Annotated in this window: 14 protein-coding genes and 1 tRNA gene; 5 read left to right on the forward strand and 10 right to left on the reverse strand. The window is 44.5% G+C overall.

Annotation, left to right across the window (positions count from 1 at the left end; translation table 11 throughout):
• The first annotated feature begins 242 nt into the window (after positions 1-242).
• Together S2091_RS00475 and S2091_RS24355 are read left to right on the forward strand one after the other, a co-directional pair.
• Positions 243-845 carry a hypothetical protein gene (locus S2091_RS00475; RefSeq protein WP_105529815.1) on the forward strand — a complete coding sequence of 201 codons (603 nt, stop codon included), beginning with the start codon at positions 243-245 and terminating at the stop codon, positions 843-845.
• Between the two features lie 20 nt (positions 846-865).
• A complete protein-coding gene (locus S2091_RS24355) occupies positions 866-1,075 on the forward strand; it encodes a GDCCVxC domain-containing (seleno)protein (RefSeq protein ID WP_105529816.1) in 210 nt (69 codons plus the stop codon).
• Positions 1,076-1,272: 197 nt separating this feature from the next.
• Here the strand turns inward: S2091_RS24355 and S2091_RS00485 are convergent.
• Positions 1,273-1,347 (reverse strand) — tRNA-Arg (locus tag S2091_RS00485).
• A 196-nt stretch (positions 1,348-1,543) separates the two neighbouring features.
• Here S2091_RS00485 and S2091_RS00490 point away from each other — a divergent pair.
• Positions 1,544-2,413 (forward strand): mechanosensitive ion channel domain-containing protein, encoded by an 870-nt coding sequence (locus S2091_RS00490; RefSeq protein ID WP_105529817.1) that lies wholly within the window; start codon positions 1,544-1,546, stop codon positions 2,411-2,413.
• A 187-nt stretch (positions 2,414-2,600) separates the two neighbouring features.
• Here the strand turns inward: S2091_RS00490 and S2091_RS00495 are convergent, their stop codons facing one another.
• The 7 genes from S2091_RS00495 to S2091_RS00525 form a co-directional block, all read right to left on the reverse strand.
• On the reverse strand, positions 2,601-4,778 hold the full coding sequence (locus S2091_RS00495; RefSeq protein ID WP_105529818.1) for a sodium-translocating pyrophosphatase: 2,178 nt from the start codon (positions 4,776-4,778) through the stop codon (positions 2,601-2,603).
• Between the two features lie 157 nt (positions 4,779-4,935).
• Positions 4,936-5,592, reverse strand: a complete 657-nt coding sequence (gene adk / locus S2091_RS00500; RefSeq protein ID WP_105529819.1) for an adenylate kinase — start codon at positions 5,590-5,592, stop codon at positions 4,936-4,938.
• A gap of 140 nt (positions 5,593-5,732) precedes the next feature.
• Positions 5,733-6,533, reverse strand: a complete 801-nt coding sequence (gene kdsB / locus S2091_RS00505) for a 3-deoxy-manno-octulosonate cytidylyltransferase (protein WP_105529820.1) — start codon at positions 6,531-6,533, stop codon at positions 5,733-5,735.
• 2 nt (positions 6,534-6,535) lie between these two features.
• Positions 6,536-6,736, reverse strand: coding sequence for a Trm112 family protein (locus S2091_RS00510; RefSeq protein ID WP_105529821.1), 201 nt, complete (start codon positions 6,734-6,736; stop codon positions 6,536-6,538).
• A gap of 18 nt (positions 6,737-6,754) precedes the next feature.
• Entirely contained in the window at positions 6,755-7,771 is a 1,017-nt protein-coding gene (gene lpxK / locus S2091_RS00515) for a tetraacyldisaccharide 4'-kinase (protein WP_105529822.1), read from the reverse strand.
• Positions 7,772-7,807: 36 nt separating this feature from the next.
• Complete coding sequence (locus S2091_RS00520; protein ID WP_105529823.1) at positions 7,808-8,248, reverse strand: ExbD/TolR family protein; 441 nt, start codon at positions 8,246-8,248, stop codon at positions 7,808-7,810.
• Positions 8,249-8,269: 21 nt separating this feature from the next.
• Positions 8,270-8,920 carry a MotA/TolQ/ExbB proton channel family protein gene (locus S2091_RS00525; protein WP_423828220.1) on the reverse strand — a complete coding sequence of 217 codons (651 nt, stop codon included), beginning with the start codon at positions 8,918-8,920 and terminating at the stop codon, positions 8,270-8,272.
• A 1,124-nt stretch (positions 8,921-10,044) separates the two neighbouring features.
• On the opposite strand from S2091_RS00525, the gene xseA reads away from it, so the two are divergent.
• Both xseA and sodB read left to right on the forward strand, forming a co-directional pair.
• Positions 10,045-11,391: an exodeoxyribonuclease VII large subunit gene (xseA, locus tag S2091_RS00530; protein WP_105529825.1), complete on the forward strand. Its 1,347-nt coding sequence runs from the start codon at positions 10,045-10,047 to the stop codon at positions 11,389-11,391.
• A 121-nt stretch (positions 11,392-11,512) separates the two neighbouring features.
• On the forward strand, positions 11,513-12,091 hold the full coding sequence (gene sodB / locus S2091_RS00535; RefSeq protein ID WP_105529826.1) for a superoxide dismutase [Fe]: 579 nt from the start codon (positions 11,513-11,515) through the stop codon (positions 12,089-12,091).
• 76 nt (positions 12,092-12,167) lie between these two features.
• Here the strand turns inward: sodB and S2091_RS00540 are convergent, their stop codons facing one another.
• Together S2091_RS00540 and dnaJ are read right to left on the reverse strand one after the other, a co-directional pair.
• Entirely contained in the window at positions 12,168-12,758 is a 591-nt protein-coding gene (locus tag S2091_RS00540; protein ID WP_105529827.1) for a chalcone isomerase family protein, read from the reverse strand.
• A 127-nt stretch (positions 12,759-12,885) separates the two neighbouring features.
• Complete coding sequence (dnaJ, locus tag S2091_RS00545; RefSeq protein ID WP_105529828.1) at positions 12,886-14,022, reverse strand: molecular chaperone DnaJ; 1,137 nt, start codon at positions 14,020-14,022, stop codon at positions 12,886-12,888.
• Positions 14,023-14,037: the final 15 nt, after the last annotated feature.

The raw sequence follows: 14,037 nt of genomic DNA on the forward strand, positions 1-14,037 counted from the left end.
GGCATTTCCTATATTACACAACGGCAATCGGTGCTCTCATTGTATTGTGTGTGGCAAACTATACTGTGGTGTACCAAATCGTTTTCTCAATTCATTTTCAACCACCAAATTTAATGTCATATGTTGCTATAGTATATTTTCTGATATTGTTCTTGAGCTACTAAAATCAGCACTTCAGTGATCTTTAATGAATCCAAACGGTTAGGTGAAAACTGATCGTTGGAAAAAAGAGAAAAAAACCAATGTTGACAAGTAAAAATAAAAGGAACATCAATGCAGCTGGAACTTCAGACACACCAAAGCTCACTAGGATTGAACGAACTCAACAAATTGCAGACATAGTGCTGAAAATATTATCCTGCATTGCAATCGTCGCAACAGGTATATGGGCGTATTACCAATACTATATAAAGGGCGCTAATGACTGGATGGTCAATCTGACTATAACCACTGAGGTGTTGCCATACCAAGAAAAACTCCGTTTGCTTGTAGTCCACATTAAATCCAAAAATCCGACTTCAGCGAAGTTAGATTTCGAAAAAGAAAAAGGAACGTTTGATTTAATAGTTCGCAAATTGCCAGATAAATTAAAGGAAGGCAGCACTTTGGATGAAATAACAGGCGAAAAAATTGCAGAAATTGATCTATTGACTGAAGATTTAGAAATACTTCCAAGTGCAGAATTCGACAATATGAAAACAATAGTCGTGCCAGTCGGTTCAACACTCTCATTAACTTCGGCAATGGAATACGAAAATGGAACCCTTACAAAAGAAGGAAAACCTGATCACGATTTCGTTAGCGCTTCAACCGTAATACACATAGATGACAAAAAATCGGATTAATCGAGCAATGAATGCATACAATGAATATTATTCTTGAATCAAAAATCACATGCTCACAATGTAATCTAACTAAGTTAGAGACAATGCCAGTCGATGCCTGTCAGTTTTTCTATGAATGCACCTACTGCAAAACCATACTGCGTCCGAAAAAAGGTAATTGCTGCGTTTTCTGTTCTTATGGCACAGTGAAATGTCCACCGGTTCAGCAGCAAAGTGGGTGTTGTAGTTAGTTACCAGCGGGGTCTCTTGAGTCGCCTACGTGTAGCCATTTCGTCATTCGTGAAAAATGCACTGCAACTCATGAAAAATACCGTCAAAAATGACGGTATTTTTTTGTGCTTCCATGATGCATGCATGAAACAAAAAACCCGCATAGCGATGAGCAGAGCGGGTTTTGAGTTGGTATAAAACAAGGCGAAACAGGTATTGGTGTGACCAGTAGGAATCGAACCTACATCTAATTCTTAGGAGGAACTTGATCTATCCGTTGATCTATGGTCACACGCCGAAGTCTACTGACTTAGGAAGACCGCCATTCTACATGCTAACGCCAGGAACGAAAAGGCACTGTTTCACTAGCATGTAGGTATTAATTCAAGAAGTAACATCCACTAACAAGTTTTCAGAGCGTCAATATAAAAAATTAGTGCATTTTTTACTATAATAGCCACTCTTCGCCGTTTATATGAGAAATACACATGTCTGAAATCGTTCGTTTTTTTCATGAAATTGATCGCAGTTTTTTGCGCGACATCCTCATGACCTTGGTACTTATCACGGCTCTTGCTATTGTGCGCGCCATGCTGCGCAGAGCTATTTTGCAACGCGATTCGCTGCAACCGGAAATTAAACGGCGCTGGTTGGGTACCACGCGTAATGTGTTGCTCGGCATCTTGATGCTGGGCATTATTATGATTTGGGGCAATGAGATTGAAAGCTTTGCCGTTTCGTTGGTTGCCGTTGCCGCCGCTTTTGTATTAGCCACCCGTGAAATGCTGTTGTGTATTCTGGGTTCGGTTTACCGCACCAGCACCGACGTGTGCCGGATAGGCGACTGGGTCGAAATTAATGGCATTAAAGGGCAAATTATTGACATGAATTTATTCTCCACCAGCTTGGTGGAGTCAAGCCGCTCATGTTCCGATAAAAACACGGTCGGCCGTGCGATCACCATTCCCAACTCCATGTTCTTTAGCCAGCCCATGTACAACGAAACACGACTCGGCAACTTTGTGACGCAGTCCGTGCATATCAAACTGGAACGCGATGACAACTGGGAACTCGCCGAACAAATTTTGCTGGATGTGGGCAATAAAATCATTAGCGAATACGCCGATAAATTGGCGCATAACACGCACAAAATGACTCACATTTACGCTTTAGAAGCGCCGTTGCAACATGCTCAGGTGTGGTTGTCGCTAGACGATATTAATCACGTTGCGCTGCACCTGCAATTGCCAGCTCCATTAGGAAAATCGGCGCGCATTGAGCAGCGTATTTTGCGTGAGTTTTTAAGTAAAATGCCACCTACGACGAATTACCGGACTTATGCTAATAAGGCCAATTAAATGTTTGCGTAGTAACGATTGATAAACAATGGATTTTCTTTCGGACGATGATTGATTTAAGGTGACGCGTGGGCACAAAAACGTGCCCACCCTACTTGACTTTGGCATATATAAATCAGCCCCAAATAAGCAAAAAACCAGCTCGAAAGCCGGTTTTTTGCTTTACAGCTTTAGCTTACTCCGTCCTTTAATTTACCGGAGCAGGCTTACTCGTATCGGTGGATACCGGAGTTGCTGACGCTGCATCCACTACCCCAGCAGGCAACACCTTCATTTCGCTACTATTGACTGCCGCAGGTACAAACTGCACCGGTACTGGCTCCTGCGCTGGCATAGGTAACAGCGGCACTAACAACAAGGCCACAATATTGATAATTTTAATCAAGGGATTAATCGCCGGGCCCGCAGTATCTTTATACGGATCGCCCACTGTGTCGCCAGTCACTGCCGCTTTGTGCGCTTCAGAACCTTTGCCACCGTGATTACCATCTTCGATATATTTCTTGGCATTGTCCCAAGCACCGCCGCCGGTGGTCATGGAAATTGCGACGAACAAGCCGGTCACGATTGTACCCATCAACAAACCGCCTAAAGCAGCAGGGCCGAGTAACAGACCGACCAACACCGGCACAACAACTGGCAATAAAGAAGGAATAATCATTTCTTTAATGGCCGAGCTGGTCAACATATCTACCGCTTTGTCGTACTCCGGCTTGCCGGTGCCGTCCATAATGCCTTTGATTTCTTTAAACTGACGCCGCACTTCCACCACCACCGCGCCTGCGGCACGTCCAACGGCTTCCATCGCTAAAGCACCGAATAAATACGGAATCAGGCCGCCGATAAATAGGCCGACGATCACATTCGGATTCGATAAGTCAAAGGTCACGCTTTTACCGACTGACTCTAAGGCATGGGTGTAATCAGCAAATAACACTAAGGCAGCCAAACCGGCAGAACCGATTGCATAACCTTTGGTAACGGCTTTGGTGGTGTTACCAACGGCATCTAACGGGTCAGTCACTGCACGCACTGATTCCGGCATTTCTGACATTTCCGCAATCCCGCCAGCGTTGTCGGTAATCGGGCCATACGCATCTAAGGCGACAATAATCCCTGCCATTGATAACATCGACGTCGCCGCAATCGCAATGCCGTATAAACCGGCCAAATGGTAAGCCACCAAAATCGCCACGCACACGGCCAATACCGGATAGGCAGTTGACTTCATGGACACGCCGAGACCCGCGATGATGTTAGTGCCGTGTCCGGTAGTGGAAGCCTGCGCAATGTGGCGCACCGGATAAAAATCGGTGCCTGTGTAGTACTCGGTGATGTAGACCATCAAACCGGTCAGTACGATACCGACCACGGTTGAGCCCAGCATCGGCATAAACTGTGCTTCGGGCAGAACAAGTTTAGTGACGATGGTAAAACCGATTAAAGATAAACCGGCCGCCCACCATAAGCCGGTATATAAAGCCGACATAATTTTTTTACCGGGCTTGGCCTTTACCATCGAGCAGCCAACTATCGAAGCCAGAATCGACACTGCGCCTAACAGCATGGGATACAGTGCCGCTTGTGCGCTCATGTCGGGCATTAGTAAAGCGCCCAGCAACATGGTGGCGATTAAGGTCACTACATAGGTTTCAAACAAGTCGGCGGCCATCCCTGCGCAGTCGCCTACGTTGTCACCTACGTTGTCGGCAATAACAGCAGGGTTACGTGGATCATCTTCCGGGATTCCGGCTTCCACTTTCCCTACCAGATCCGCGCCGACATCAGCACCTTTGGTAAAAATTCCGCCGCCTAAACGGGCGAAAATTGAAATCAGCGAAGCACCAAATGCAAGACCGATCATCGGCTTGAGCAAGTCGTGTTGTGAATGGATTGTGCCTGCCGGTGCATAGGCAATTAACGCCCAATAAAATAAGCTGACACCCAGCAAGCCTAAACCCACTACCAGCATACCGGTGATTGCACCGCCTTTAAATGCTACATCGAGCGCCGGATTAATGCCCAAGGTCGCGGCTTGCGCAGTACGCACGTTGGCACGCACCGACACATTCATACCAATGAAACCGCATGCGCCGGATAGAACCGCACCGATTAAAAAACCAATAGCGGTTGGCATACCCAAACCAGGCACGGCAAAAATTATTGCAAACAAAATAACGCCAACGATCGCAATGGTGCGATATTGGCGTGCTAAATACGCTGCTGCTCCTTGTTGTATCGCGGCTGCAATTTCCTGCATACGCGCATTACCTGCATCTTGTTTAAGAATCCACGAACGTGAGATCAAACCATATAAAACTGCAATCAATCCACAGCCAATCACAAACCACAAGCTTGTTACCATTGTAAATCTCCTTTTTATTTCGGACTTACATAAGTCCTGTTGTTATAAAAAAACGACGATTTCCCAACCAGCAAACACATGCAATTTCTAACTAATAACTGATCCAACCACAACAAAAAATGGACAAAAAAAAGCGGACATTGAAGTCCGCTTTTTTTTATTCTTCCAATGCTTTAAATGCCTGATCTCGAATTGCTTCTACTGCGCCAACACCGGCAATTTTGCGATATTTAGGGGCGCCAGGGCGACCGGATTGTGCCCATTCGCCATAGTAGCCAAGCAATACTTCTGTTTGCTCATGGTAAACAGATAAACGTTTAGTGACGGTTGCTTCTTTATCGTCGTCACGCTGAATTAACTCTTCGCCGGTAACATCGTCACGGCCTTCCACCTTAGGCGGATTGAATTTAACGTGGTAAGTGCGACCCGATACCAAGTGCACCCGACGGCCACTCATGCGCTCAACAATGGCGCTATCCGGCACATCAATTTCCAACACATAATCAATCACTACGCCGGCATCTTTCATCGCATCGGCTTGCGGTGTTGTGCGCGGAAAACCGTCAAATAAATAACCGTTGGCGCAATCAGCTTCTTTCAAACGATCTTTAACCAAACCGATAATAATGTCATCAGATACCAAACCGCCTGCATCCATTACTTTTTTAGCCGCTAAGCCCATCTCAGTACCCGCTTTAACCGCAGCACGCAACATATCGCCAGTGGAAATTTGTGGAATATTGTATTTTTCTTTGATGAACGTGGCTTGCGTGCCCTTCCCTGCTCCAGGTGCTCCTAACAAAATAAGACGCATATTTTCTTTCCTAACTGAGTTTTAAATTTGGTGAATATTCTTGGTATATTTAGATAAATTCTGTTGTCTCATGATATTTTTCTAATTTTAGCATCACATCATTGCACAAAACTTGCCCAAAAATATCTTATATAAATTATTTAATTAATGCCGTGTTGTAGATAATGCTGCTGCACGCGCAGCAAATCTTCCGGCGTATCCACGCCCCCAAGCGGCATAGTTGGGGTAACGTACACCGCAATCGGATAACCATTCCACAGCACGCGCAGTTGTTCTAACACTTCACATTGCTCTAACGGCGCTACTTCTAATGTTGAATATTTTTGCAAAAAAGCTTGGGTGTAAGCATATAAACCAATGTGCCGAAACACCCGATAATCTAGCGGCATAACTTCTTTGCTTGCTGCAAATGCATCGCGATTCCAAGGAATCGTGGCGCGTGAAAAATATAAGGCGCGGCCTAATTTGTCCAACACCACTTTAACGACATTCGGATTAAATGCTTCTTCTGCGCTGGTAATTGGATGCGCTGCCGTCGACATTTGCACGCCATTGTTAATCTGTGCGGCGGTTGCGGTAATTAAAGCTGGTTCAATTAACGGCTCATCGCCCTGCACATTGACAATAACGGCGTCGTCCGGCAAACCCAGCATTTTAGCGACTTCGGCAATCCGGTCAGTACCCGATTGATGGTCAGTTCGGGTTAAATAAGCGGTAATACCGTATTGTTGGCAAGCTTCAACAATGCTCACGTCGTCACACGCCACCACTACTAATTCAGCGCCAGACAACTTGGCACGTTCGGCTACCCGCACGATCATCGGCTTGCCAGCCAAGTCAGCTAACGGCTTATTCGGTAAGCGCGTGGAAGCTAAACGGGCGGGAATAATGACATAAAAGTTATTACGTCCATTGAAGGTAGTGGTATTTAAAACAGTCATGGTTATTCGCTTTGCGTGTTAGGCATATCCGCTTTCGGCGAATTAAAATCACGCGCCTGATCAACCCACATTACCGGAATATCGTCACGGACTGGGTAGGCCAAGCGATCGCCTTTACAAATCAATTCTTGCGCGGCCTTGTCGTACACCAATGGACCTTTGCACAAAGGGCACACCAAAATATCAAGCAAACGAGAGTCCACGTTTTTCTCCACTTATCTTTAAATTAATTTTTGAAGTATTTTTACAACGACACTCGTCTCTATTTGCGCCTCGACGGCCACCACCCAAATACGCGGGTCATTCGCAATTTCCTTCAATTGCCGACATTTTACTGCATCCTTTTCAGTAATTAGGATCATGTCAGCAGTTAAATTTGCGAACGGATTAGGCGTATAGCTGAAGTGATCTGGCAATGGCAGTGATGAAAATCGCACGCCTTGCTGGCGCAACATGGTAAAAAATCGTTCCGGATTACCAATGCCAGCCGCAGCGATGATGTTCAAATTACCATCCAGCGAGCTCAAATCACGCGTCTGATTTGCATCCAGTAATTGTCTGGCACGGGTGCCTTTTAATTGCATTCTGACTGTGTCGGATGGCAACGTTGCACTAATCTGTTCACCTTCATTGAGATTCGCTACGGTGATATCACGTCGTCTGGTGATCGGCTCACGCAATGGGCCAGCAGGCAACAACCAGCCATTCCCTACCCCGCGTGAGTCAAACAACATAATCTCGATATCACGCGCTAAAGCCAAATGCTGCAAACCATCATCAGCAATAATCACATTTACCGTTGGAAAGGCCGCTAGCAATGCTCTCCCGGCATCAGCACGATTGCGCCCAACAACCACTGGGCAAGCACTGTGCTGGGCTAACAAAATAGGTTCATCGCCAACCTGGCTTGCTAAAGAATCTGGCAGCACTACACAAGGTGCATCATTCTTGCTGCCATAACCGCGAGAAATAACACCCGGCGTATAACCGGCATCTTTGAGCTGCTGCAACAACCACTGGGTAAATGGTGTTTTACCGGTGCCGCCAACAAAAATATTGCCGACCACAATTACCGGCACCGCTAATTTTTGTTGCTGCAACCAGCCCAAGCGGTACATGAGAACGCGCAACTTGAGCAATAAGCCAAACAGCTGCGCCACTGGCCAGGCCAAATAGGCCAGCCAGCCGCGTTGCATCCATGCATGCATGATTGCACTGGCAAACCGGTTTTCCGTCATTACAGTGGGCTAAAGCGAAGGTTGAAACCAGGCCGATTATTTCTCATGACTTTGCGCAGCAAAAGTAATTTTGGACAAGCCAGCCAAACGCGCTGCTTCCAAAATATCGATCACCGATTGATGGCTGGCAGAACCGTCAGCATTAATGACAACAATAGGCTCTGTCTGACCAGTGCCTACTGCAAGTTCACTAGCTGCTTTTTTTAGATTTTCAGCCAAATCAGCCACATCAATTTTGGAGATCGGTTTTTGATTAATTTTGTAATTGCCACGACTATCGACGCCAATCTGGATTTCATTGGGACGTTGTTGCGCTACATTCGCATCCGCCGTTGGCAAATTAATTTGCAACTCGGTAAAGCGGCTGTAGGTTGTGGTTACCATCAGAAAAATCAAAATCACCAAGAGCACATCAATAAATGGGATCAGGTTGATTTCTGGTTCTGCGCGGCGTTTGCTACCTTTACGGAAGTTCATTTTTTAGTGTTCCGTTATTTATTATTTGCGATTGCTGTGGACGATATCAACAAACTTAACCGCTTGCTGTTCCATGTCAATAACAAAACCGTCTACCAGAGCCATGAAGTGACGATAAAAGAAAAAGGTCGGCATCGCGATCAAAATACCAAACGCGGTATTGTACAAGGCGACTGAAATCCCATGAGCAAGTTGAGCCGGATTAGCACCTGTGGCATTTTGCGCACCGAAAATCTCAATCATCCCAACTACAGTCCCAAACAAACCCATTAAGGTCGCTAAGGAAGCAATCGTTCCCAAGGTTGTTAGGAAGCGTTCTAATTCGTGTGCTGCAGCGCGTCCGGCTTCTTCAATGGCTTCTTTCATGACTTCACGCGGCGCATCTACATTACGCAAGCCAGCGGCCAAAACACGACCCAATGGTGAGTTTTGTTCCAATTTTTCGACGACATCTTTGCTCACTTTACCGTTGTGGTAGACGCGCACTACTTCGTCTAACAAGGTACGCGGCAAAATGCGTTGAGAACGCAATGACAAAGAGCGCTCAATAATTAATGCCAAGGCAATAATAGAAGCTATCAATAAAAAATAAATTGGCCAGCCGGCCGATTGTAATATCGCAAACAATGCAAACTCCCTGTTAGTAACGAAGGTGAATTCGTTCTTTATCATTATTTAAAAACACAAGTCCGCAATGTATCTTGTTGCGCGTTACTCAGCAAGTACCTCAGCAACGCTGATTTCAATTAAGTTGGATGGCACATCAAAATTTAATGCCATTTAATTATTGAATCAATATAAGTTCTGCACAGATTATGTGGATAAGTCTGTGCGAATCGCCAGTAATTGAATGCAACACCATGATTTATAAGGTAATAGGCGTTCTGCTTATTTATAGAGCTTGAGCATTTTATTATCCAATAGTTGATGAAAAATATTTTTGCTAAAGTTCTGCACACCATATGTGGGTAACTTTGTGCGCAAGCCATGACAATCCAGCTTAAGCGATTGATTTGATGTGCATTTTCTCCCCTGCTCACAAACTGAGCAGTCAGGCTTTTTTAAGAAATAGTTTTGCACACAATCTGTTGATAACTTTGTGCGTAAGCCCTGCACATAAACTTAAGCGATTGATTTTAATATGATTATTGGCCCCGCTTAGTATTGCAGCAGTCACTTTTCTATTTGCATCAAATACACAATTCCTTTCGTTAAAATAATAAATTTGAACTTCCAAACACACGAATTGTGGGTAAGTTTGTGCGCAAGCATGCTGATTACCAGCTAAGCCATTGATTTAAATAGAATTAATATTTTATGGAAATTATTTTCAGCAAAGTTCTGCACATCGCATGTGGATAACTTTGTGCGCAAACCATTGCTATCAGTACTAAGCCATTGATTAAATTAGAATTTATCGATCTGCTTAAAAAATAAGCACACACTATTTCCGGTGAATAGTTTTGCACACAATCTGTTGATAACTTTGTGCGTAAGCCACTCATATAAACTTAAGTGATTGATTTTAATGTGATTATTACTTGCGCTTAGAATTACAGCAGACTATTTTTATAAGTACTAAAGGTATAATCCGTTTCAATAAGCATTTAAGTACGGCAAGGAGAGCACAACGCAGCTGGGACGCTAGCGTAAGCCCGATAATAAATTTGAACTTCAATGCACATAAATTGTGGGTAAGATTGTGCGCAAGCATACTATTTAATATCTAAACCATTGATTTAAAAACGTTTTCCTTCTCTGCTTAATAATTAAGCAAACACTCATAACTAAGCACCATGCAGACTGATTCCATTTTTGCTCCTCAAGTAGTCACCGTTAGTGAATTAAATCAAACCGTAGCGCGCTTATTAGAGCGCAGCATTCCGCTGTGCTGGATTTCGGGTGAAGTATCCAACTTTACCCGCGCCACATCGGGGCACTGGTACTTCACGCTCAAAGATGCGCATGCGCAAGTCAGATCGGTGATGTTTAAAAGTCGGGCTATGGGAGCCGATTTTATTCCACGCGAAGGCGAAAAAGTGGAGGTGCGAGCCACTGTTACGCTGTATGCGCCGCGCGGTGATTATCAACTGAGCGTAGAAGGAATTCGACGCGCCGGCATGGGTAATTTATATGAAGCGTTTCTGCAACTAAAACAGAAACTCAGTAATGCCGGTTTATTTGACGCAGATCGTAAGCAAGCACTACCGTCCTTCCCCACTTGCATCGGCATCGTCACCAGCCCGCAGGCGGCAGCTCTCAGAGATATTTTAATTACGCTACAACGCCGCGCTCCGCACGTGCGTGTGATTATTTACCCAACGCCAGTGCAAGGGAGTGGCTCCGCGGTAAAAATTACCCAAGCAATTGAACTGGCCGTTGCCAGACGTGAGTGTGATGTTTTAATTGTGGCCCGTGGCGGCGGCAGTATTGAAGACTTATGGTCATTTAACGATGAACAAGTCGCCTACGCGATTGCCCAATGCCCGATTCCTGTTATTGCCGGGATAGGACATGAAACCGACTTTACTATCGCCGATTTTGTTGCCGACTTACGCGCTCCAACGCCTACTGCAGCAGCAGAAATAGCGGTGTCGGCGCGGTCTGATTTAATGCAACAATTAGAAAATTCAACAGCCAAGTTGCGTCGTGCATTGCGCCGCCAGCTTGATGAAAATAACCAAACACTGGATAACTTTTCACGTCGGCTAATTAGCCCAATTGCGTACATTCGTAGCGAACGTTTAAAGCTTTCAGGTATGCAACGACAAGTCCGGCATGCGTTTGAAACATCAAAAAGAGAATCTTTTTTTCAATTTGACCGTTTGAAACAAAAACTCATTAAACAAGCGCCCAACCTCGCCAATAAAAAAAATCAGCTGCAACAATTGACGCAACAATTACAACATAGCGCCCATCAACAACTGACATTGCGACAACAAGGTGTGCACAATCTCAATCTGCAACTGGAATTACTAAATCCGCAACGCACCTTGGAACGTGGTTACGCGATTATTCTGGATAAGCAAGGCAAAATTATCCGCAAACCTAAACAATTTCAAGCCAATAGCAATATCACTGTAAAACTTGCTGAGGGAGAAGTTGATTTGGGGATTACTAGCGTTCAGCAGAATTTAAGCTAAGCTGAGCAAAGTTGGGTTAAGTTGCTGCTGCAAACAAAACATAACCCTATTACAATACGGGGCGGTTGATTTGAAACACCGACTACGACTGTCTCAACTCGTTAATAACTAAGGAAACCAAATGGAACACACACTCCCAGCCTTGCCTTATGCCATGGACGCTTTGGCTCCACATATTTCTAAAGAAACACTGGAATACCATTACGGTAAACATCATCAAACTTATGTCACCAATTTGAATAATTTAATCAAAGGTACTGAGTTTGAAAATTCCACGCTGGAAGAAATCGTTAAAAAATCGTCTGCCGGTATTTTTAACAATTCAGCTCAAATCTGGAACCACACTTTCTACTGGAACGGTTTAAAACCAAACGGCGGCGGTGTTCCTACTGGCGCATTGGCTGCTGCAATCGATGCTAAATGGGGTTCATTTGATGCGTTCAAAGACGCATTTACTAAATCATGCATCGGCAATTTTGGTTCAAGCTGGACTTGGCTGGTTAAAAAAGCTGACGGTACATTAGACATCGTCAACACATCTAACGCAGCAACACCATTAACTACAACTGACAAACCATTAGTTACTTGTGATTTATGGGAACACGCTTACTACATCGACTACCGCAATGCACGTCCAAAATACCTGGAAGCATTCTGGAGTTTGGTAAACTGGGATTTTGCTGCAGCTAATTTGGGCTAAGCACTGATTCAGTTTCACCCATAAAAAAAGCCCTTGAATTGAATTTCAAGGGCTTTTTTACTGAGTGCCACTAAAACTAATGGTGCTCGCTTGAACCGCCAAGTAGTTGTTTTTTCAATGCGCTATCAACAGGATTTTCGCCTAACCAAATGCGTAAAATCGCGTTAAAAAATGCCATGTCAGGGAATGTCTCACCGACTTTTCTACCATTGATGAACATGTTAGTCCCCACATTCGGCACCCATTCCATAGCGATCATATCGCCTTTTTTCAATTCTGGAACAGTAGAAAATAATTGACCGAACTGAATAAATTGCGTGGTCAATTTTGCTCTTTCCGCTTTTTCAGTATTTTTCTGAACTCCGGCCATAAATGCCTGACCTAATGTGTCACTGCTGACATCACGCAGCATGGTCAAATTAATTTGCTTAGGTCCCGGAACGGAAATAATACCTTCAACCGTATTTTGAGTTTCAGTTAAATACAACGCCGCCACATACACTTTAAAAATGACTTTATAGCGAATTCCAGCACCGTTTAATTTCAGCTTGGTGTTGGAGGCTTGTATGGTGTCATCAATTTTAGCTCCTGCGATATCGATCGCCTGAGCCGTACTAGCCAGAGCAAAGGCTAAACAAAACAACAATTCTTTTATAGGTAATTTCATGTCTCATCCAATATTTTTATATGATAAATTTGTTTGAAAACTCTCAAACTTCAGGAAGTTTATAATACAAATTGATCGTTTTTAAAAATGGCGCGATACATATATATATATCGCGCCATTTTGTTTATTACTTACTTAAAAAACTCTTTACTTTTTCCATCCAAGATTTACTCTGAGGACTATGTTTTGAGCCACCTTCAGAGGTTAAGAGCTCAAAATCTCGTAATAAATCTTTTTGTTTATCCGTTAATTTAACGGGTGTTTCAATCACAACATGACAGAACAAATCACCAGGGAAACCAGAGCGAACGCCTTTTATGCCTTTGCTACGCAAACGGAAGGTTTTTCCTGTTTGAGTTCCTTCTGGAATAGTAAAGCTAGCTTTACCACTTAACGTTGGTACTTCAATCTCGCCACCCAAAGTCGCTTTTGCAAACGAAATCGGCATCTCGCAATGCAAATCATCGCCTTCACGCTGGAATACTGCATGTGGTTTAGTGTGAATTTCCACATACAAATCACCCGGCGGCCCGCCATTCATACCAGGCTCACCATTGCCGGAAGAACGGATACGCATGCCGTCATCAATTCCTGATGGGATTTTAACTTCAAGAGTTTTATTCCGTTTAATACGTCCAACACCTAAGCAACTGGTGCATGGTTCTGGAATAATTTTTCCCATGCCGTGGCATTTCGGACAGGTTTGCTGAATGCTAAACAAGCCCTGCTGCATCCGCACCTGACCATGCCCGCCGCAAGTGGTACATGTAATTGGTGAAGTACCCGGTTTTGCGCCGGTACCGTGACACGGATCACACTCGTCCCAGGAAGGAACACGGATAGTCGTGTCAAACCCGTTTGCGGCTTGTTCTAAACTAATTTCCAGGTTGTAGCGTAAATCGGCACCGCGATACACTTGTGGGCCAGCGCTACGACCACCGCCGCCACGTCCACCGCCGAAAATATCGCCGAAAATATCACCGAAAGCATCCGCAAAGCCACCAGGACCGCCGCCTCCACCGCCGCCGCCCATATTCGGATCAACACCTGCATGACCATAACGATCATAGGCTTCCCGTTTTTTAGGGTCAGACAACATTTCGTAAGCTTCTTTAGCTTCTTTAAACTTCTCTTCAGATTGCTTACTATCCGGATTACGGTCCGGATGGTGTTTCATTGCCATCTTACGATACGATTTTTTAATCTCGTCTTCGGAGGCATTTTTCGCAACACCTAATATTTCATAAAAATCACGCTTCGCCATCTCTTTTGGCACCTT

This window comes from Solimicrobium silvestre (assembly GCF_002976435.1).
GTDB lineage: Bacteria > Pseudomonadota > Gammaproteobacteria > Burkholderiales > Burkholderiaceae_D > Solimicrobium > Solimicrobium silvestre.

Coding starts and splice junctions, on each gene's coding strand:
- S2091_RS00540 (WP_105529827.1), bottom strand. CDS start 12,758: ATGAAATTACCTATAAAAGAATTGTTGTTTTGTTTAGCCTTTGCTCTG.
- S2091_RS00475 (WP_105529815.1), top strand. CDS start 243: ATGTTGACAAGTAAAAATAAAAGGAACATCAATGCAGCTGGAACTTCA.
- S2091_RS00495 (WP_105529818.1), bottom strand. CDS start 4,778: ATGGTAACAAGCTTGTGGTTTGTGATTGGCTGTGGATTGATTGCAGTT.
- sodB (WP_105529826.1), top strand. CDS start 11,513: ATGGAACACACACTCCCAGCCTTGCCTTATGCCATGGACGCTTTGGCT.
- S2091_RS24355 (WP_105529816.1), top strand. CDS start 866: ATGAATATTATTCTTGAATCAAAAATCACATGCTCACAATGTAATCTA.
- dnaJ (WP_105529828.1), bottom strand. CDS start 14,022: ATGGCGAAGCGTGATTTTTATGAAATATTAGGTGTTGCGAAAAATGCC.
- xseA (WP_105529825.1), top strand. CDS start 10,045: ATGCAGACTGATTCCATTTTTGCTCCTCAAGTAGTCACCGTTAGTGAA.
- lpxK (WP_105529822.1), bottom strand. CDS start 7,771: ATGACGGAAAACCGGTTTGCCAGTGCAATCATGCATGCATGGATGCAA.
- adk (WP_105529819.1), bottom strand. CDS start 5,592: ATGCGTCTTATTTTGTTAGGAGCACCTGGAGCAGGGAAGGGCACGCAA.
- S2091_RS00520 (WP_105529823.1), bottom strand. CDS start 8,248: ATGAACTTCCGTAAAGGTAGCAAACGCCGCGCAGAACCAGAAATCAAC.
- S2091_RS00490 (WP_105529817.1), top strand. CDS start 1,544: ATGTCTGAAATCGTTCGTTTTTTTCATGAAATTGATCGCAGTTTTTTG.
- S2091_RS00525 (WP_423828220.1), bottom strand. CDS start 8,920: ATGATAAAGAACGAATTCACCTTCGTTACTAACAGGGAGTTTGCATTG.
- kdsB (WP_105529820.1), bottom strand. CDS start 6,533: ATGACTGTTTTAAATACCACTACCTTCAATGGACGTAATAACTTTTAT.